Origin of the sequence: Geodermatophilus sp. FMUSA9-8, from assembly GCF_037034165.1 — a bacterium.
Taxonomy (GTDB): Bacteria; Actinomycetota; Actinomycetes; order Mycobacteriales; family Geodermatophilaceae; genus Geodermatophilus; species Geodermatophilus nigrescens.
Genome location: NZ_JBAGKE010000008.1, coordinates 129047 through 148276 on the forward strand (window position 1 = coordinate 129047; position 19230 = coordinate 148276).

A 19230-nucleotide genomic window follows, 5' to 3' on the forward strand; every position below is an offset into this window, starting at 1 on the left:
TTCCGAGCTCGCTTCTCCATCGGCGCTCCACTCCTGCGGCCGTTGCTCTCAGCCGGAGAAGGCGCCATTTCGGCCCGTTTGGTGACACAGCCAGCGGATGTTTTTCGCTACTGAGCTGAGTACGTGGTGCGCGCCGGACTCGGGGACTGGAGGCCGTGGGCAGACGTGACGGCGACCGCGCATGTCAGCACCGGCCGGCAGGCTGACCGGCACCTGCTGCGTGGAGGAGGTCCGAAGATGACGGTGAGCGAGCGTCGACCGCGTGGTGATGGGCGTCGCCACGCCGTCGGGGATGGCCTCTGGCGAATAGTGGCCGCAGCTCCCGCCGTGCTCGGCAGCTCGCTGCTGACGCTGGCGTCCGTCCCCCTGGGCCCGTGGGCGGCACTGTTCCCGTTGGTTTGGGTAGCCAGTGCGGCGGTGCTGTTGACCCGGGTCGGCGAACGGATAGCCGTCCGCGGCGCCTACAGGTTCGGTCGACCCAGCGCGGTGCAGGCGGTGGTGCTGCAGCCCGCATGGGCGACTGCCCTACGAATGACCGGAACCGCAGCCGGTGACGTCGAGTTGTACGTCCAGGCCGCTCGGGTGCCCAACGCGTACGCCGCCGGCGGACGCAGCGTCGCGGTCACCAGCCGGGCCGTGGAGGACTGCAAGTCCGGACGACTGTCGGAGAACCAGCTGGTGGCTGTGCTTGTTCACGAGCTCGGCCATCACGCCTCGGGAGCGACTCGTCCGATGCTGCTGGTGTCGTGGCTGGCCGCGCCCTGGCGCGTGGCGAGAAACCTGCTGATCGCTCTGGCGAGTGTTCTGGCCGGGCGGCAGAGCCAGCGAGGAGCCATGGTCGCCGTGGTCGTCGGACTGGCCGTCGCCGTGACCCGGACACTGCACCAGGGGCAGTGGATGGTCGGGGGAGTGCTGGTCTTTCTCGGGTTGGCGGTGGTGCTCTGTCCCCTTGCTGACGCCGCGATCAGCCGGCGGGCCGAGTTCGTCGCCGACCGCTTCGCTGCCGACCACGGCCTCGCACTGCAGCTCGCTGCGGCACTCGGCGCGATGGACGACGGTCAGCCTGCTGCAAGCGGGCGGTTGCGGCTGCTCTTGGCGTCACACCCGACTTCCGAACGGCGGATCCGAGCTCTCCTCGCGGCGAATACCGCCTCGCGGGTCTGAGTTGGTGCGCGGCGGTGCTGCCCCAAGTGGCACCGTGTCCCCGGGGACTTCGTAGCGGCGGGGGAGGGGCGTCCGAGGGACCGGAGCGGCAGGAGTTCCGCTGCTCCGGTTGGCGAACTACCGGGGGAAGGTCTCCTCGTCGATGCCGGTGAGCCCCCACGGTGTCGCGTCGACAAGATCCTGATCACCAGTGACCTCATGCAGGTGTGGACACCAGGCCAGGAATCGCTCGTCATCCGGTGGCAAAACCTCGAACCTCCGGGCCTCCGGCCCCGTTGTGGTGTCGGCTCCGAGGTCGCGGCTGACCATGGTCGGGTGGCGGAGGAGGAGCCCGGGGATAGGGACGCGAGTGCCGCCCACCTCCAGTTGGCCTGGGTGCACGGCTATTACTTGGGGAGGTTTGCCGGTGACCGCGGTGATGATCAAGGGGCCGCGGGTGGAGGCGACCAGGTTGCCCTCAAGGATTAGGCGCGTCTGCCGCAAATGTACTCGGGCGGCATCGTCGTAGGCACCGATGCAGGGGATCAGATCCTCGCCGGTCGCAGTCTCGATCGCGACGATGTCGGACACGGTCTCGGTGTGCGCCCGCACCTGGTACAGCGAGTGCTCATCCAACTGCGATGGCTCCAGTGTGACGAAGGCCTCGCCCCCCACCTCGAACACCATTGTCTCGGCCTCGTGCAGCTGCAGTTGAAGCTGAGTCGAGGCGAGAATGAGCTGGTTCGTGAAGTTGAACGCTTCCCACTGTGCGACCGAGGGACGCGTTAGCAGTTCGCCTTCGACGTCGAACTGGAAGTGAACCATGACGCTGCCGGCCACGAGGACATGCCAGTGAGCGGTGCTCCCCTCCACGCGCCGATGGGCGACCGCCGCCTCGTACTCCGCCACAGTCGAGGCATCCCCACGTGCGAGTCGAACACTGACATGGTTGGCGGGGTCCTGCCGCAGAAGGTCGGTGACGGTGAACGGCCTCCAGTCGTCGGTCAGGCCCACCGCGGAGTCCCGCAGGTCGGGGACGGAAGTCTCCGGCGGCGCGACGAGGATGCGCGCGGTCTCGGTCAGCTCGGAGGCGCCGACGATTACGTCCTGGTTCCAGGCTCGCTCGTCGATAGAGATTAATCCCGCTTTCCGCAGGGTCTCGACGAACGAAAGGGTCGATGCGGCGAGTGCGGCAATCCGAGAGAAGACGCGGACCGCCGCCGCATAGCGTTCTCGTAGCGGAAAGCGCAGCGCCTCCTGCTTGGGGCCCTTCGGGTCGGCGTGGACCAGGTCGGCGTACAGCCATCCGGCCGCCAGTTGGGTGTCGGACACGAGGGGCGTTGCGTCCGTGCCATCGACCCGAATGGACTGGACTGCGTAGCCCTGGATCGCAGTGCCCTGGAGTTCGGAGGCCTCCCAGGCGCCGCGAAGGCGTTGCAGCCTGTCCCGATGAGCATCCGTCGTGGCCGCCGAGCCATGGAGCAGCCGTTCGACGGCGTCCAGGACCGTGACGTAGTAGATCGGCTCGCTCTTGACCGTCAGCGGGCGCACGCGGGCAGCGAGTGACTCGAAGGCCTCCTCGTCCTCCGGCAGCTTTCGCGTGAGCGACGTCGTGCCTGAGATGTCGAGATGGCCCGTGAGCGATCCCTGCGCGTGATGAACGAGGGCATCCCAGTCGCGAACCAGCGAGTGCGCCTGGATGCGACGAGCGCGTAGGACGAACTGGGCGATGGTGTCTAGGTCGTCGAGGTCGGCCACGAGTCAAGCTTGGGTCACGTCGGCTGCTCCCGGGGACGACTCGCCCTGCCGCCAGGAGAGCGACGAGCGATGAAGGCTGGAGCCGGACGAACGTGCCGATCTGGACGGAAGTGACCGTCGTTGAGTGATCTGCCGGCGACCGGCTCGCTTTCGGGCACCGAGGTGGTCGCCGGTGCGCGCGACCGTCTGCAACGCATGGTCCCGTACGGTCGAGGCGTGGGTCCTGGCGATGGCCTTTTCAGAGCGTTCATCCGTGAGAACAGGCCACTGTCTGGATACCTGCGCCAGAGGTTCGCCGGCCCCCTACTGCAGCAGGTCAGGGGGTTGGAACCCGCAGATTGTGAGCGGTCGACCGAGCGGATCGTGAGCGAGCTCATAGCGGCGGCCCGCGTGGAGCCCCCCGCCCTCGGTGGCTGGGATCGCGGCTCAGTGCGGGAAGGGGCGTGGCGCCCAGGTCTCGAGCGCGGGACACGAGTGGCCACCTACAGGCACTACGTGGCTATCGAGGTCATCGGCGACCATGAGCTCCTGGAGTGGTGGCCGGACGACGCAGACGTCGACCTCGCGGTCGTCGATCCTGGCGAAGTCGCTCTTGAGCAAGTCGGCGACTACTCGGCGCCCTACGACTACGAGGCCGAACTTCGCCGGCACGGCCAATCGCTGGCCCGCGAGCAGTGGACTTTGCAGTACCGCGAGGAGCGTGGCCCGGTGGCGCTGTGGACCTTCGTCGATCTGACCGAGGACGAAGAGGATGAGGTCGAGCGGGGAGCGCGCGACCTCCGCGCCGAGGTGGAACAACAGCGGAGCCAGATCGAGCCGATCGTCGCGGCCATACGGGGCCAGACGGAGCGCTTCTTCGCCGACGAGCTTCCCTCGGCGCTTACCCAAGCGGTGGAGCAGCGCAGGCAGCGGGTTCGCGCTCGTCAAGCAGTGGCGGACAACCTCAGCTGGCCGGACGGGTGGAAGTACGCACGCCCACAGCTCGAGCGGGCCGTGCAGCCTCAACCCGAAGGTAACCGCCCGGCGGCCGAGAGCGCGCTTATACACGTGGAGCACCGACCGCGGCTGGCGCCGGCCTCCTTCGCTGATGTCCAGCGCACCATGCGGGTCTGGGCCGACGCCGTGGAGCGGTATCCGCGAGCGTTCAGCCGCCTGCCGGAGGACCGACTCAGCGACCTACTGGCAGCCACGCTGAACGCGGCGCTGCCCGGCGCCCAACGGGAGGTGTACCGACGGACCGGCAAGTCGGACATCTTCATCAGCGCCGACGTCCTGGCCGAAGGGACAGGACCAGCCAAGGTCTTCGTCTGTGAGAGCAAGTGGTGGGGCGGCCGGGCGAAGGTCAACGAGGCCTTGGACCAGCACCTGAGCTACCTGGACACGAAGGACACCGCGGCCGTCCTTCTCTTCTTCCACAGACTCGCCAACCCGAATCGGCCTCGGATGGAAGCCTTGGAGGAACTTGTCTCACGAAGCGACTACCGAAGCCAGACGCGCGGGGCGACAGGCTGGCCGGTGCTGACCTTCGACACCGGGTATGGCGGCACCGTCGAGGTCTGCCGTGCCATGGTGGACCTGCCCGGTCTCCGGCGGACGGCTGACAGGTAGGCACGGCAACCGTGCTAGCGGTCCTCAGCGCGGAGTCACCCGGAGTAGGCACTCTTTAGGCACCCAATACCACCGTCCTCAATCCTCGCCAACCATCGCAGCCAACGCGCCGCACCATGTTTGAGCTGGGCGTTTAATGCCTGCCAACGCGACCCAACCGCTCAAGATCAAATCGCAGGGTTATTGGTTCGAGTCCAATCGGGGGAGCACCACCGCAGGCCGCGCACCGCTGCCGTCGCCCGATGCGGTCGTGGCGTCCCGGCGGAGGCGGTGTGAGCACCCAGCCGCCCGACCGTCCCGAGGTCGAGGTCGTGGCCCACCGCGGCGCCTCCGCGACCGCGCCGGAGCACACCCTCGCGGCGTACCGGCAGGCCGTGGCGCTCGGCGCGGACGCCGTCGAGTGCGACGTCCGGATGACCCGCGACGGCGTCCTCGTGTGCGTGCACGACCGCCGCATCCACCGGACGTCGACCGGCCGGGGCGTGGTGTCGGCACTGGACCTGGCCGAGCTCGAGCAGTACCAGGTGGTGCACCGCCGTCCGCGCGGCGCCCGACGCGCCGCGGCCCCGGTCGCCGCCCCGGTGCTCGGGGAGGACGACGACCTGGAGGCCGACGACGTGGAGGCCGACGAGGACGCGGGCCGGGTGCTGACCCTGGACCGGCTGCTGGACTACGCGACCTCCTCTCCCGGGCGGGTGCGGCTGGCGATCGAGACCAAGCACCCGACGCGCCACTCCGGCCAGGTCGAGGTGGCGCTGCTGGCCAGCCTGCAGCGGTTCGGCCTGCTCACCGGTGGGCGCCCGCTGGAGTGGTCGGGGCGGGCCGCGGTGCGCGTCATGAGCTTCTCGCCGACGGCGTTGCGACGGGTCCGGCTGCTGGCGCCGGACCTGCCCACCGTGCAGCTCTTCGGGCAGGTGCGGCCGTGGATGTCCGCCCGGCGGCCGCACCTGGCGGGCCGCGTCGTCGGGCCCTCGCTGGCCCTGCTGCGCCAGCACCCGGCGCTCGTGGCCCGGCTGCACCGGGCGGGCGCGCAGGTGCACGTCTGGGTCGTGAACGAGCCGGAGGACATGCGCTTCGTGCTGTCGCTGGGCGTCGACGCCGTCATCACCGACGAGCCCGCGCGGCTGCTGCACCTGCTGGGACGGGGAGGGCCGTCCTCGCCGGGGGACGCGTGACGCTACGACGAGCTGCGCGGCGCCGGGTCGCGCCTGCGTCGTCGGGGACGGGGCGGGCGAGAGGGCGAGCGCGTCGGTGCTGCTGACGCCGAGCCCGGAGGTGACGGAGCCCATCGCCTCCCCGGCGGCCGGGCGGCGACGGCGTCAGTCCCGCCGCACGGGACCGAGCCCGCGCACGAACGCCCGCAGGTCGGCGACCAGGCTCGCCGGCTGCTCCAGTGCGGCGAAGTGCCCGCCGTCGTCGACGTCGGTCCAGCGCACGATGGTGTTGCCCTGCTCGGCGAAGCGGCGGATGGCGACGTCCTCGGCGTAGGCCAGCACCGCCGTCGGCACCCCGGAGTCGGCGAAGGCCAGCGGGTCGGCGAACAGGTCGCCGTAGGAGGCGTAGACGACGTCGGCGGCGGAGGTGGCCGTCCGGGTCAGCCAGTAGACGAGCACGTCGGCCAGGTGGCGGTCGCGGTAGTGCCGGTCGCCGAGCCGCGCCGGGTCGTGCGTCCAGGCCTCGACCTTCTCCACGATCCAGGTCAGCAGGGCGGCGGGGGAGTCCTCCAGGCCGTAGCCGATCGTCTGCGGCCGCGTCGCCTGGATGACGGTGTAGCCGTTGCCGTCGGTCATGAACTCGGCGATGCGGGCGAGCCGGCGCTGCTCGAGCGGCGACAGGCCCGCCGCGGTCTCCTCGTCGACCTCTCCCATCGGGATGAAGCCGACCGTCGCGGCGTTCACGTGCACGCCGCGCACATGGGCGGGGTCGACGCGTCCCACCTGCGGGGCGAGCACCGCGCCGTGGTCGCCGCCCTGCACCACGTAGGACCCGTAGCCCAGCCGGGCCATCAGCTCCGCGTAGGCCCGGGCGGTGCGCGGGACGCCCCAGCCCGGCTCGGCGGTCCGGCCGGACAGCCCGACGCCGGGGTGCGAGGGGATGACGACGGAGAAGGCCGGGTCGTCGTCGGACTCCGGGGAGGTCAGCGGCGCGACCAGGTCGACCAGCTCGACGACGGTGCCCGGCCAGCCGTGCAGCACGAGCAGCGGGACGGCGTCCGCGCGCGCGGAGCGGGCGTGCACGAGGTGGACGGTCGCGCCGTCGATCTCGGTGGTGAACTGCGGCAGCGCGTTGAGCTCGTCCTGGAGGGCGCGCCAGTCGAACACGGCCAGGTCGCGGGCCCAGGCGCGGGCCTCGGCCACGGGGACGCCCTTGGCCCAGCCCGTGTCGCCGGGCAGCTGCTCGGGCCAGCGGGTGCGCGCCAGGCGGTCGCGGAGGTCCTCGATGTCGGCGGCGGAGATGTCGAGCTGGAAGGGCTGCACGGGAGCTCCCTGGATCTCGGGGTGGGCGGTGCACCCATCCTGGGGAACCTGCAGGTCAGATCCTGTCCGCTGTGCTGCCGAGCGGGTCCTGGCGGGCGGCGGCGCGGCGCCCGTGCTCGTTGCCCCTGCCGCGAGCACCGTGGTGTGATCCGGCCGACGCGACACCGGGGTCGCGCGGGCGCCCCGGGAGGGCTCATGGCCGAGGTCCACGGCACGTTCGACGACCGCTTCCGCGGGGTGCGCGACGCCTTCGCCGCGCAGCTGGAGGGCGACGAGCTCGGCGGCTCGATCGCCGTCGACGTCGACGGCGAGACCGTCGTCGACGTCTGGGGCGGCTGGCGGGACGAGGCGCGCACGACGCCCTGGACGCGGGACACGATCGTCAACGTCTGGTCGACGACGAAGACGGTCACCGCGCTGGCGGTCCTCACGCTGGCCGACCAGGGCCGCCTCGACCTCGACGCCCCGGTCGCCGAGTACTGGCCGGAGTTCGCCGCCAACGGCAAGGCCGGGGTCCTCGTCCGGCACCTGATGGCGCACACCTCCGGCGTCGCCGGCTGGGACCCGCCGTTCGCCCTCGAAGACATGTACGACTGGGAGACCTCGGTCGCCCGCCTCGCCGCGCAGGCGCCGTGGTGGGAGCCGGGGACGGCGTCGGGCTACCACGCGCAGGACCAGGGCCACCTGCTCGGCGAGGTGCTGCGGCGGGTCGACGGGCGGTCGCTCAAGCGGTACGTGGCCGAGGAGCTCGCCGGGCCGCTGGGCGCGGACTTCCAGATCGGTGCGCGGCCGGAGGACGAGGGCCGGATCGCGCCGGTCGTCCCGCCCCCGCCGCTGCCGATGGACCTCGCCGCGCTCGACCCGGCCAGCCCGATGGTGCGCTGCTTCACCGGCCCCGTCGCCGACGCGAGCCGGGCCAACACCCCGGAGTGGCGGGCCGCCGACATGGGCGCGCTCAACGGGCACTCCAACGCCCGCGGCGTCCTCGACGTCATGCGGGTGCTCTCGCTCGGCGGGGAGGCCGGCGGTGTCCGGCTGCTGTCGGAGAAGACGATCGACCGGGTCTTCGAGGTCCAGGCCGACGGCGTCGACCTCGTGCTCGGGGTGCCGTTCCGGATGGGCATCGGCTTCGGGCTCTCGCCGTCGGCCGCCGTGCCCTACCTGCCCGAGGGGCGGGTCGCGTTCTGGGGCGGCTGGGGCGGCTCGCTGATCGTCATGGACCTCGACCGCCGGGTGACGACGAGCTACATGATGAACCGGATGGCGCCCGGGATCGTCGGCTCGCCGCGGTCGGAGGCGTACCTCGGCGCTCTCTACGCCGCCCTGTGACCCGCCTCCCGGTGGGGGCGTCCCCGGAACGCGCGCCGGGGCTGCTCCGTTCTCGGGGGACAGCACCGCTGTGCCCATCCGGCCGTCGAAGAGAGTCATGAGCCCTTATCACAGTCCCCAGGCCACGCCCCCCGGATCCGCTGAGGGGGTGCGTGGCCGGTGACCGAGGTCCTGTCTCTGCTCCTGGGCGTCCTGGTCGTCCTCGCGATCACCGCCGCCACGGGCTACTTCGTGGCGCAGGAGTTCGCCTACATGGCGGTCGACCGCTCGACGCTGGCGGCCCGCGCCGAGGCCGGTGACGGCGCGGCCGAGCGGGCGCTCGCGGTCACCCGCCGCACGTCGTTCATGCTCTCCGGTGCCCAGCTCGGCATCACCGTCACCGGCCTGCTGGTCGGCTACGTCGCCGAGCCGCTGATCGGGGAGTCGCTGGGCTCGCTGCTCGGCGGCGTCGGCATCCCGACGGCGGTGGGCGTCGGGATCGGCGCCGTCCTCGCCCTGCTGTTCTCCACGCTGGTGCAGATGCTCTTCGGCGAGCTGTTCCCGAAGAACCTCGCCATCGCCCGCCCCGAGCCCGTGGCGCGGTGGCTGGCCGCTTCCACCACCGTCTACCTGACGGTGCTCGGCTGGCTCATCCGGGTCTTCGACCAGGCCTCGAACCTGCTGCTGCGCGTGCTGCGCATCGAGCCGGTGCACGACGTCGAGCACGCCGCCACCGCGCGCGACCTCGAGCACATCGTCGACGAGTCCCGCGAGAGCGGTGACCTGACGCCCGAGCTGTCGATGATGGTCGACCGGATCCTCGACTTCCCCGACCGCGACGTCGAGCACGCGATGATCCCGCGGCCCCGGGTGGGCACCGTGTCCGACGCCGAGACGGTCGGCCGGCTGCGCGAGCTGATGGCCTCGGGGCACTCGCGCTACCCGGTGCTGGAGTCGGGCACCGGCGACGTCGTCGGCGTCGTGCACCTCGCCGACGTCCTGACCACCGCCGAGCCCGACACCGCGCCGGTCACCGCCATCGCCCGTCCGCCCCTGGTGGTCTCCACGCTCGCCTCGCTGCCCGACGTGCTGCACCAGCTGACCGAGTCGCGCAACCAGCTGGCCTGCGCCGTCGACGAGTACGGCGGGTTCGCCGGCGTGGTCACGCTGGAGGACCTCGCCGAGGAGCTGGTCGGCGAGATCACCGACGAGCACGACGCCGACGTCGACCCGGAGTACGTGCCGGTCGAGGGCGACGGCGTGTGGGAGATGGCCGGCGACGTGCACGTCGACGAGGTGGAGCGCGCTCTCGGCGTCGACCTGCCGCGCGGCGACTACGAGACGATCGCCGGGCTGGTGATCGCCGCCCACGGCGACCTGCCCGAGCCGGGCACGACGCTGACGGTCGAGCTGCCGCCCGACCCCGGTGACCTGGTCCACGAGGACGTCCCCGTCGGCCGGGCCCTCGCCGTCGAGGTGCTCGCCGTCGAGCGGCACGTGCCGTCCCGGGTGCGCCTGGAGCTGCCCGACCACCCCGGGAGCCACACCACCGACCGGACCGCCGCCGAGGAGACCTCCCGATGACCGACGACCCGTGGGTGATCGTCCCGGTCACCGTCCTGATCGTGGCGCTGTCGGCGTTCTTCGTCGCCGTCGAGTTCGCCGCGCTGGCCGCCAAGCGGCACCGGCTGGAGGAGGCCGCGCCCACCAGCCGCTCGGCGCGCGCCGCGCTGCGCAACTCCTCGGAGTTGACCCTGCTGCTGGCCGGCTCGCAGCTGGGCATCACCGCGGCCACCCTCGCCCTCGGTGCCGTCAGCAAGCCGGCGGTGCATCACTGGCTGACGCCGCTGTTCGAGGACTGGGGCCTGCCGCTGGTCGCCGCCGACGTCACCGGCTTCGTGCTGGCACTGCTGGTCGTCACCTTCCTCCACCTCGTGGTGGGCGAGATGGCGCCCAAGTCGTGGGCGATCGCCCACCCGGAGCGCTCGGCCACCCTGCTCGCCGGCCCCATGCGGGCGTTCATGGCGGTGTTCCGGCCGCTGCTGCGGCTGCTCAACTCCGCGGCCAACGCGCTGCTGCGCCGGGTCGGCGTCGAGCCGGTCGACGAGGTCGCCGTCGGCCACAGCCCCGACGCGCTGCGGCACCTGGTGGAGCACTCGGCCAACGTGGGCGCGCTCGACGCGAGCTTCTCCGCGCAGATCTCCGGCGCCCTGGAGCTGGAGCGGCTGACCGTCCGCGAGCTGCTCGGCACCGGCTCGCGCCCGACCGGGGTGCGGACGACCGCCACCGCCGGCGAGGTCCGCGCCGCCACCCGGGCCTCCGGGCACCTGCGGATCCTGCTCGGCGCGGTCGACGGTGAGCAGGTCACCGGGGTCGTGCACGTCCGCGACACCCTCACCGCCCCCGACGACGCGCCGGCCGCCCCGTTCGCGCGCCCGGTGTTCACCCTGGAGGCCGACACCACCGTGCACGCGGCCCTCAAGGCGATGCGCGAGACCCGCAACCACCTCGCACTCGTGATCGACGGCGGTGCGGTGGCCGGCGTCGTCACCCTCGCCGACGTGCTCCGCCGGCTGTTCCCGCAGCCGGCGGCGGCCTGACCGTGGCGCGGCACGTGAGCACCGTCCCGCTCTGGCAGGACGAGCCGTACGCCCCGCGCCCGCCGCTGGAGGGCGCGGTGACCGCCGACGTCTGCGTGGTCGGCGCGGGCGCCGGCGGCCTGGCCACCGCGCACCGGCTGTCCGCCGCCGGCCTGTCGGTCGTCGTGGTCGACCGCGCGGAGGTGGCCTCCGGCGCCAGCGGGCGCAACGGCGGCTTCTTCCTCGCCGGTGCCGCCCCCGCCTACGGCGAGACCCGCGCCCTGTGGGGCCGCGAGCGGGCCGCGGCCGTGCACGCGGCGACGCTGGCCGCGCAGCGGGAGATGCTCGCGGTCGCCGAGGCCGTGGGCGCGCGCGGGGCGTTCCGGGTGGACGGGCTCGTGCGGGTCGCCGCCGACGCGGCGGAGGCCGCCGAGGTGCGCGCGGACGCCGCCGCGCTGGCCGAGGACGGCTTCCCGGGCGACCCGGTCGCCGGAGAGGACCTCCCCGGCCGGCTGGCCCGGCCGGACCGGGCGGGGCTGTTCTTCCCGCACGACGGGTCGGTGCACCCGGTCCGCTGGCTGCGGGCGCTCGCCGCCGCCCTCGAGCGGGACGGGGTGCGCTTCCACGAGCGCACCGCGGTCGTCGCGCCGCCGTCGGTGGACGGCGACGGCGTCCGGGTGCCGACGGCCGCGGGGGAGGTGCGCTGCGACCGGGCGGTCGTGGCCGCCGACGGCGACCTCGCGGCGCTGGTCCCCTCGGCGGCGGCGGTGCGCCCGCGGCGGCTGAACATGCTGGCCACCGCCCCGCTGGCGGAGACGGTGCTCCCGTTCCCCGTCTACGTGCGCCACGGCTACGAGTACGCCCACCAGACCGCCGACGGCCGGATCGCGCTCGGCGGCTTCTCCGACCTCGACGGGCCGGCGAGCTGGACCGACCGCGCCGAGGTGTCCGCGCCGGTGCAGGCGCGGCTGGACCGGTGGCTGGCCGAGGAGCTCGGCGTGACCGCCCCGGTGACGCACCGGTGGGCGGGGGTCGTGGGCTTCGCCGACGACCCCCTGCCCCGGTGCGGCCCGGTGCCCGGCAGTGACGGGCGGGTGCTCGCGCTCGGCGGCTACAACGGCACGGGCCACGTGCAGGCGTGGGTGGCCTCCCGCGTGGTGGCCGACCTGGTCACCACCGGGACGAGCGCCGACGCCGGGCTCTACGCGCCGGTCGACGCCTGAGTCCGCGGCTCCTCGTACGGGAGGGCCGGCTCCGGTTCGGCGTGCACCTCGCTCCTGAGGATGCGCATCGAGCGGCCCAGCGACCGCGCGGCGTCGGGGAGCTTCCGGTAGCCGAACAGCAGCATGACGGCGAGGACGACGAGGCCGATCTCGGCCGGTCCCAGGTTCACGGGTCCCCCTGCCGCGTCAGGCCGGCGGGCTCGGCCGCGTGCCGCCGGGACCGCCGGGCGGCGCGCCCGAGGGGGCGCCGTCGCCGCCGGGGGCCGCGCCGCCGCCGCTGGGCGTCGTCGTGGTGTCCACCCCGGCGGTGAGCGCGACGGTGTAGCCGCCGCTCACGTCGCCGGTGACCGTGGCGAGCTGGCTCGCGCCGCCGTCGTCGCCGAAGACGTTGTCGCCGTCGAGCGACACCCGGGCGAGGTTGGCGACGGAGGCCTCGTAGCCCGCGGTGGCGTAGACGGCCTCGCACACGTCCTGCGGCAGGGCCACCTGCGTGGTCGCGACGGCGTTCGTCGAGTCGGTGATGGAGGCCTGGTCGGGGTAGACCTCGACGTGCACGTGCGGCCAGCGCCCGTCGTAGCAGGCGGGGAAGACGCTGGTGAACGTCACGGTCCCGTCGGACCCGGCCACCTGCACGCCGCGCAGGTAGTTCTGGTCGGTGATCCCCTCCGAGTAGAGCGAGTAGCCGCCCTCGCGGGTGCAGTGCCAGACGTAGACGGCGGCCCCCGCGAACGGGACGCCGCCGTTCGCGAGGTCGGTGACCGTCAGGCGCAGGGTCATCGGCACACCCTCGGCGGTGCCGCTGTACTCGCCGAAGCTGGAGCGGATGTCGCTGCGCACGACGCCGGACTGCTCGAGCACGTCGGGCCCGTTCGACCCGTCGCCGGGGTAGGGGCCGGCGGTCTCGTCGGGGATCTCCCCGGCCGCGGCGGCCGCGGAGGACGACGAGGACGACGACGAGCCGGCGGCCGACGAGGAGCCGGAGCCGCACGCGGCGAGGCCGACGGTCGCCGCGCCGATCCCGAACAGCCCGAGCAGCCGGCGGCGGCTCATGAGGGTGCCGATGTCGAAGGCCAGCCCCTGGTCGACCACCTCCTCGTCGGGGCGGGGCAGCGGGCGGCCCTCGTAGGCGGGGACGGTCGGGGGGTGCGGGGGCACGGGCTCTCCTGGCGGACGGTGGTGCTCGGTCGCCGTCCACGGTCGGTGTGCCGCCGGTGCGCATCCCGGGCACCGGCTGTGAGTCCGCTGGGACTCTCCCCGCCGGGCGTCCGCCCGGACCGCGGCGGGCATCATGACGACAGCCCGGATCCGGAACGGATCCGGCCGACCCCGAGGAGCCCACGTGCACACCGACGTACCGGCCGTGGTGGAACGCATCCACGAGGAGGTCCTGCGGCGCAACCCCGCGGAGCCGGAGTTCCACCAGGCCGTCCGCGAGGTCCTCGAGTCGTTGGCGGTGGTCCTCGACCGGCACGCCGAGTACACCGAGATGAAGACGATCGAGCGGATCTGCGAGCCCGAGCGGCAGGTCATCTTCCGCGTCCCGTGGCAGGACGACTCCGGCGAGGTGCAGATCAACCGCGGCTTCCGCGTCGAGTTCAACTCCGCGCTCGGTCCCTACAAGGGCGGCCTGCGGTTCCACCCCTCGGTGAACCTCGGCATCGTGAAGTTCCTCGGCTTCGAGCAGGTCTTCAAGAACGCGCTCACCGGCATGCCGATCGGCGGGGGCAAGGGCGGCTCGGACTTCGACCCCAAGGGCCGCTCGGACGCCGAGGTCATGCGCTTCTGCCAGTCCTTCATGACCGAGCTCTACCGGCACCTCGGCGAGTACACCGACGTGCCCGCCGGCGACATCGGCGTGGGCGCGCGCGAGATCGGCTACCTGTTCGGCCAGTACAAGCGGATCACCAACCGCTACGAGTCCGGGGTCATCACCGGCAAGGGGCTGGGCTGGGGCGGCGCGCTGGTGCGCACCGAGGCCACCGGATACGGGGCGGCCTTCTTCGCGCAGGCGATGATGGAGGCCGCGGGGGAGTCCTTCGACGGCAAGCGCGTCACCGTGAGCGGCTCGGGCAACGTCGCCGTGTACGGCATCGAGAAGGTCCACCAGCTCAGCGGGACCGTCGTCGCCTGTTCGGACTCCAGCGGCTACGTCGTCGACGAGCGGGGCATCGACCTCGAGGTCCTCAAGCAGGTCAAGGAGGTCGAGCGGGCCCGGATCGGTGCCTACGCCGACCGGGTCCCGTCCGCGTCCTTCGTGCCGGGCGGGAGCATCTGGGACGTGCCGTGCGACGTCGCGGTCCCCAGCGCCACGCAGAACGAGCTCGACGGCGCGGCCGCCGCGGTGCTCGCGCGCAACGGCTGCCGCTACGTCGTCGAGGGGGCCAACATGCCGGCCACCCCGGAGGCGGTCCGGGTCTTCCGCGAGGCGGGCACCGCCTTCGCGCCGGGCAAGGCCGCCAACGCCGGCGGGGTGGCGACCTCGGCGCTGGAGATGCAGCAGAACGCCTCGCGGGACCGATGGTCCTTCGAGCACACCGAGGCGCGCCTCGAGGAGATCATGCGCGGCATCCACCAGCGCTGCCACGACACGGCCGAGGAGTACGGCTCCCCGGGCGACCTCGTGCTCGGGGCGAACGTGGCCGGCTTCCTGCAGGTGGCCGAGGCCGTGCACGCCCACGGGCTGGTCTGAGCGCCGGTCGGCGCGGCCGGCGCCAGGCGCCTCAGGGGAGGAGGAGCAGCTTGCCCGTGGTGCGCCGGCCCTCGAGGTCCTCGTGCGCCCGCCGCGCGTCGGCCAGCGGGTACCGGCCGCCGACGCGCACGTCGAGCCGGCCGTCGGCGACCAGGCCGAGCACCCGCCCGGCGAGTTCCCGCAGCAGCTGCGGCGTGCGGGTGTAGGTGCCGAGGGTCGGGCGCTGCACGTACAGCGAGCCGTGCGAGGCGAGCGACTGCACCTCCAGCGGCTCGGGCTGCCCGCTGGAGGCGCCGTAGACGACCATCCGCCCGGTCGGGCGCAGCGCGCGCAGCCCGTCGGCGAACGTCGTCCGGCCGACCCCGTCGTAGACCGCGGCCACGCCCTCGCCGTCGGTGAGCTCGCGCGCCCGCTCGGCGAACCCGTCGTAGCCGACGACGACCTCGTCGGCGCCGGCCGCGCGTGCGAGCTCCGCCTTCTCCCCGGTCGACGTCGTGGCCAGCACGTGCCCGCCGCGCAGCCGCACCAGCTGGGTGAGCAGCAGTCCGACGCCGCCGGCGGCGCTGTGCACCACCACCCACTCGCCCTCGGCCACCGGGTGGGAGTCGGCGGCGAGGTAGTGCGCCGTGCAGCCCTGCAGCATCACCGCGGCCGCGGTCTCGGCGGAGACGCCGTCGGGGACCGGCACCAGCTCCTCCCGGGGTGCGGCGACCCGGCCCGCGTAGCTGCCGGGCACGTCCAGCCAGGCGACCCGCTCCCCGGTGCCGGCCACCCGGCCGGCGCCCTCGCTGCCCACCACGGCGGGCAGGTCCTGGCCGTAGGGCGGGCGGCCCTCGCGCTCGTACACGTCGCGGAAGTTGACGCCGACCGCCTCGACGTCGACCAGGACCTGCCCCTCGCCGGGCGAGGGGTCGGGCACGTCGCGCACCGCGAGCACCTCGGGTCCGCCGGTGGACTCGATGAGGACCGCCTGCACGTCGCCTCCCTGGCCGTCGCCTGCGGCCCCACGCTAGGGCGTGGCGGGCCTGGTGGCACCGCGTCCCGGCTGAGAGGCTGCCCGCCATGCAGCGTGCCTTCGGCCTGGACGTGCCCGAGTCCGTGGCGGAGATGTGCCGCCCCGGAGCGGCCGCGGTCCTGGTCTACGACGCCCAGGTGGGCATCCTCGCCGCCGTCCGCGACCGGGACGGGCTCACCGCCCGGATCGCCGACGTGCTCGCCGCGGCCCGCGCCGCCGGCGTCCCCGTCTTCTACGTGCGGCACGTGTCGCTGCCGCCGTCGCACCTGGGCGTGGCCGCGCTGCGCACCGCGATGGCCTGGCAGCGCAAGGACCGGGCCGACGCCGTCACCTCCTCCTTCCCGCCCGACGCCGCGCACACCCGGCTCGACCCCGCGCTCGCGCCCGCCGACGGCGAGCCGGTGTTCGACAAGCTCGGGATGTCGGCGCTGGTCGGCACCCCGCTGGAGGCGGCGCTGCGCGACCGCGGCGTCACCACGCTGGTCGTCGTCGGCGCGGTGCTCGAGATCGGCATCGAGCCGACCGCCCGCCACGCCGCCGACCTCGGGCTGCTGCCGGTGGTGGTCGACGACGCCTGCGGGGTGGTCGACGACGAGGCCGCGCAGCGGTCGCTGGCGAGCCTGGACTACAGCCTGCTCAGCCACCGCTGCTCCACCGCCGAGGTCGTCGCGGCCTTCGGGGGTGCGGCGTGAGCGCGGCGCTGCCGGAGGAGGCATCGGTCGTCGTCGTCGGCGGGGGGCTCACCGGCCTGGCCAGCGCCTACGAGCTCGCCCGCGCCGGGGTGCCCGACGTCGTCCTGCTCGACCGGGACTCGTTCGGCTCGGGCTCGACCAGCCGGGCGGCCGGGGGAGTGCGGGCGATGTTCTCCGACCCGGTCAACGTCACCCTCGGTGCCCGCAGCCTGGAGACCTTCCGCGACTTCCCGGCCCGCTTCGGCCAGGAGATCGACTACGCGGAGGTCGGCTACCTGTTCCTGCTGTCCACGCCCGAGGCGGTGACCGCATTCGAGGACGCCGTCGCGCTGCAGAACTCCCTCGGCGTGCCCAGCCGGATGGTCGACGTCGCCGAGGCGCGACGGCTGTCCCCGCTGATCGAGACCGACGGGCTGCTCGCCGCCGCGTTCTCGCCCACCGACGGGCACTGCACCCCGGAGTCGGTGGTGCTCGGCTACGCCTCGGCCGCCCGCCGGGCCGGCGCCACGCTGCTACCGGGCCGCGCGGCCACCGGCATCGACGTCACCGGCGGGCGGGTCACCGCGGTGCACACCGCCGCGGGCAGCATCCGCACCGGCGCGGTCGTCTGCGCCGCGGGCCCGTGGTCGGCGGAGGTGGGTGCCTGGGCCGGCGTCGACCTGCCGGTGACCCCGCTGCGGCGGCAGATCCTGGTGACCGAGCCGGTGCCGGACCTCGACCCGCACACCCCGTTCACCATCGACTTCGCCACCTCCTTCTACTTCCACCGCGAGGGCCGGGGCCTGCTCATGGGCATGTCCGACCCCGAGGAGACGCCGGGCTTCCGGCTCACCCGCTCCGACGCGTGGCTGCCGCGCCTCGGCGAGGCGATCGAGCGGCGCGCGCCCGCGCTGGCCGGCGTCGGCGTCACCGGCGGCTGGGCCGGGCTGTACGAGATGACGCCGGACCACAACGCGCTCATCGGCCGGGCCCGCGACGTCGAGGGGTTCCTCTACGCGACCGGCTTCTCCGGGCACGGCTTCCTCATGGGGCCGGCCGTCGGGGAGGTCGTGCGCGACCTGTACCTGGGCCGGGAACCCCTCGTCGACGTGTCGGTCTTCGATGCGGGACGCTTCGAGGGCGCGGCCGTCCGGCCCGAGCTGAACGTCGTCTAGAACCAGGAGATCCATCCCCGTGACCAGCCTGCCCACCGCCGAGGAGCTCCGCCGACTCGCCGAGGAGGCCGCCCGCCGCTGCGGGGTCGACCTCGGCGCCGTCGCCGGCGACCACCCGGTGACCTCCCCGGTCAACGGGCAGCACCTGCTGTCGGTGCGCCGGCAGAGCGCGGCCGACGTCGCGGCCGCCGTCGAGCGCGCGGGCGAGGCGTTCCGGCAGTGGCGGACCGTGCCGGCGCCGGTGCGCGGCGGGCTGGTGCGCCGGCTCGGCGAGCTGCTGCGCGAGCACAAGGCCGACCTGGCCACCCTGGTGAGCATCGAGGTCGGGAAGATCACCTCCGAGGCGGCCGGCGAGGTCCAGGAGATGATCGACATCTGCGAGTTCGCCGTCGGCCTCTCGCGGCAGCTCTACGGCCGCACCATCGCCTCCGAGCGGCCCGGCCACCGGCTCACCGAGAACTGGCACCCGCTCGGCGTCGTCGGCGTCATCAGCGCCTTCAACTTCCCGGTCGCCGTCTGGTCGTGGAACACCGCGCTCGCGCTGGTCTGCGGCGACCCGGTGGTGTGGAAGCCCTCGGAGCTCGCCCCGCTGTCGGCGCTGGCGTCGGCCGCGCTGCTCGACCGGGCCATCGCCGAGACCGGCGCGCCCGAGGGGCTCAGCCAGGTGCTGATCGGCGGCGCCGACGTCGGCGAGGCGCTCGTGGACTCGCCCGGCATCGCGCTGCTGTCGGCCACCGGCTCCACCCGCATGGGCCGCGCGGTGGGCCCGCGGGTGGCCGACCGGTTCGGCCGCTCGCTGCTCGAGCTCGGCGGCAACAACGCCGCGATCGTCACGCCGTCGGCCGACCTCGACCTCGCCACCCGCGGCGTCGTGTTCTCCGCCGCTGGCACCGCCGGGCAGCGCTGCACCACCATGCGCCGGGTGATCGTGCACGAGGACGTCGCCGACGCCCTCGTCGAGCGGGTCGCCGCCGCCTACCGGAACCTGCCGATCGGCTCGCCGCTGGAGGGCGGCACGCTCGTCGGCCCGCTCATCCACGACGCCGCCTACAAGGGCATGCAGGACGCGCTGCAGGCGGCGCGGCAGCAGGGCGGCGAGGTCGTCGTCGGCGGCGGGCGGCGGCTGGCCGAGGAGGCCCCCGACGCCTGGTACGCAGAGCCGGCGCTCGTGCGGATGCCGGGGCAGACCGACATCGTCCGGCAGGAGACCTTCGCGCCGGTGCTCTACGTGCTGACCTACCGCACGCTGGAGGAGGCGGTGGCGCTCAACAACGACGTCCCGCAGGGGCTGTCGTCGACCATCTTCACCTCCGACCAGGCCGAGGCCGAGCGGTTCCTCGCCGCCGACGGCTCCGACTGCGGCATCGCCAACGTCAACATCGGCACGTCGGGCGCGGAGATCGGCGGCGCGTTCGGCGGCGAGAAGGCCACCGGCGGCGGCCGCGAGTCCGGGTCGGACGCCTGGAAGGGCTACATGCGCCGGGCCACCAACACGATCAACTTCTCCGGCGAGCTGCCGCTGGCGCAGGGCGTCGAGTTCCCCATCTGAGGGGAGGGGCCGGGCCCTCGCGGGCCCGGCCCCTC

Annotated in this window: 16 protein-coding genes; 11 read left to right on the forward strand and 5 right to left on the reverse strand. The window is 73.6% G+C overall.

The window, feature by feature from the left end:
* Window positions 1–237: 237 nt before the first annotated feature.
* The gene (locus WA616_RS17075; RefSeq protein ID WP_336031692.1) at window positions 238–1164 is read left to right on the forward strand and encodes a M48 family metalloprotease; all 927 of its coding nucleotides are present in this window, start codon (window positions 238–240) and stop codon (window positions 1162–1164) included.
* A 117-nt stretch (window positions 1165–1281) separates the two neighbouring features.
* On the opposite strand, the gene WA616_RS17080 is transcribed toward WA616_RS17075, so the two are convergent.
* The gene (locus tag WA616_RS17080) at window positions 1282–2901 is read right to left on the reverse strand and encodes a hypothetical protein (RefSeq protein WP_336031694.1); all 1620 of its coding nucleotides are present in this window, start codon (window positions 2899–2901) and stop codon (window positions 1282–1284) included.
* Between the two features lie 495 nt (window positions 2902–3396).
* On the opposite strand from WA616_RS17080, the gene WA616_RS17085 reads away from it, so the two are divergent.
* Both WA616_RS17085 and WA616_RS17090 read left to right on the forward strand, forming a co-directional pair.
* Window positions 3397–4509 carry a hypothetical protein gene (locus tag WA616_RS17085; protein ID WP_336031696.1) on the forward strand — a complete coding sequence of 371 codons (1113 nt, stop codon included), beginning with the start codon at window positions 3397–3399 and terminating at the stop codon, window positions 4507–4509.
* A 272-nt stretch (window positions 4510–4781) separates the two neighbouring features.
* A complete protein-coding gene (locus WA616_RS17090) occupies window positions 4782–5684 on the forward strand; it encodes a glycerophosphodiester phosphodiesterase (RefSeq protein WP_073419212.1) in 903 nt (300 codons plus the stop codon).
* Window positions 5685–5828: 144 nt separating this feature from the next.
* On the opposite strand, the gene WA616_RS17095 is transcribed toward WA616_RS17090, so the two are convergent.
* Complete coding sequence (locus WA616_RS17095) at window positions 5829–6986, reverse strand: epoxide hydrolase family protein (RefSeq protein WP_336031698.1); 1158 nt, start codon at window positions 6984–6986, stop codon at window positions 5829–5831.
* A gap of 195 nt (window positions 6987–7181) precedes the next feature.
* Here WA616_RS17095 and WA616_RS17100 point away from each other — a divergent pair, with 195 nt between their 5' ends.
* The 4 genes from WA616_RS17100 to WA616_RS17115 all read left to right on the forward strand — a co-directional run bounded on the left by WA616_RS17100 (window position 7182) and on the right by WA616_RS17115 (window position 12096).
* Window positions 7182–8315: a serine hydrolase domain-containing protein gene (locus WA616_RS17100; RefSeq protein ID WP_073419214.1), complete on the forward strand. Its 1134-nt coding sequence runs from the start codon at window positions 7182–7184 to the stop codon at window positions 8313–8315.
* Between the two features lie 159 nt (window positions 8316–8474).
* Window positions 8475–9878: a hemolysin family protein gene (locus tag WA616_RS17105; protein WP_336031700.1), complete on the forward strand. Its 1404-nt coding sequence runs from the start codon at window positions 8475–8477 to the stop codon at window positions 9876–9878.
* Window positions 9875–10894, forward strand: coding sequence for a hemolysin family protein (locus WA616_RS17110; RefSeq protein WP_336031701.1), 1020 nt, complete (start codon window positions 9875–9877; stop codon window positions 10892–10894). Before WA616_RS17105 ends, WA616_RS17110 begins: the two co-directional genes overlap by 4 nt.
* Before the next feature lie 14 nt (window positions 10895–10908).
* Window positions 10909–12096 (forward strand): NAD(P)/FAD-dependent oxidoreductase, encoded by a 1188-nt coding sequence (locus WA616_RS17115; RefSeq protein WP_336031702.1) that lies wholly within the window; start codon window positions 10909–10911, stop codon window positions 12094–12096.
* Here WA616_RS17115 and WA616_RS17120 read toward each other — a convergent pair.
* On the reverse strand, window positions 12075–12266 hold the full coding sequence (locus tag WA616_RS17120) for a twin-arginine translocase TatA/TatE family subunit (protein WP_336031703.1): 192 nt from the start codon (window positions 12264–12266) through the stop codon (window positions 12075–12077). The genes WA616_RS17115 and WA616_RS17120 overlap by 22 nt on opposite strands.
* Window positions 12267–12282: 16 nt before the next feature.
* Window positions 12283–13251 carry an intradiol ring-cleavage dioxygenase gene (locus WA616_RS17125; protein WP_336031705.1) on the reverse strand — a complete coding sequence of 323 codons (969 nt, stop codon included), beginning with the start codon at window positions 13249–13251 and terminating at the stop codon, window positions 12283–12285.
* Window positions 13252–13435: 184 nt separating this feature from the next.
* Here WA616_RS17125 and gdhA point away from each other — a divergent pair, with 184 nt between their 5' ends.
* The gene (gdhA, locus tag WA616_RS17130; protein WP_336031707.1) at window positions 13436–14785 is read left to right on the forward strand and encodes an NADP-specific glutamate dehydrogenase; all 1350 of its coding nucleotides are present in this window, start codon (window positions 13436–13438) and stop codon (window positions 14783–14785) included.
* 31 nt (window positions 14786–14816) lie between these two features.
* On the opposite strand, the gene WA616_RS17135 is transcribed toward gdhA, so the two are convergent.
* Entirely contained in the window at window positions 14817–15761 is a 945-nt protein-coding gene (locus WA616_RS17135; RefSeq protein WP_336031709.1) for a quinone oxidoreductase family protein, read from the reverse strand.
* Between the two features lie 86 nt (window positions 15762–15847).
* Here WA616_RS17135 and WA616_RS17140 point away from each other — a divergent pair, with 86 nt between their 5' ends.
* From WA616_RS17140 to amaB, 3 genes are read left to right on the forward strand one after another with little or no spacing between them, the layout of a single operon-like run.
* Entirely contained in the window at window positions 15848–16492 is a 645-nt protein-coding gene (locus WA616_RS17140) for a cysteine hydrolase family protein (RefSeq protein ID WP_336031712.1), read from the forward strand.
* Window positions 16489–17646 (forward strand): NAD(P)/FAD-dependent oxidoreductase, encoded by a 1158-nt coding sequence (locus WA616_RS17145; protein ID WP_336031714.1) that lies wholly within the window; start codon window positions 16489–16491, stop codon window positions 17644–17646. The genes WA616_RS17140 and WA616_RS17145 overlap by 4 nt, the downstream gene beginning before the upstream one ends.
* Window positions 17647–17665: 19 nt before the next feature.
* Complete coding sequence (gene amaB, locus WA616_RS17150) at window positions 17666–19195, forward strand: L-piperidine-6-carboxylate dehydrogenase (protein ID WP_336031716.1); 1530 nt, start codon at window positions 17666–17668, stop codon at window positions 19193–19195.
* Window positions 19196–19230: the final 35 nt, after the last annotated feature.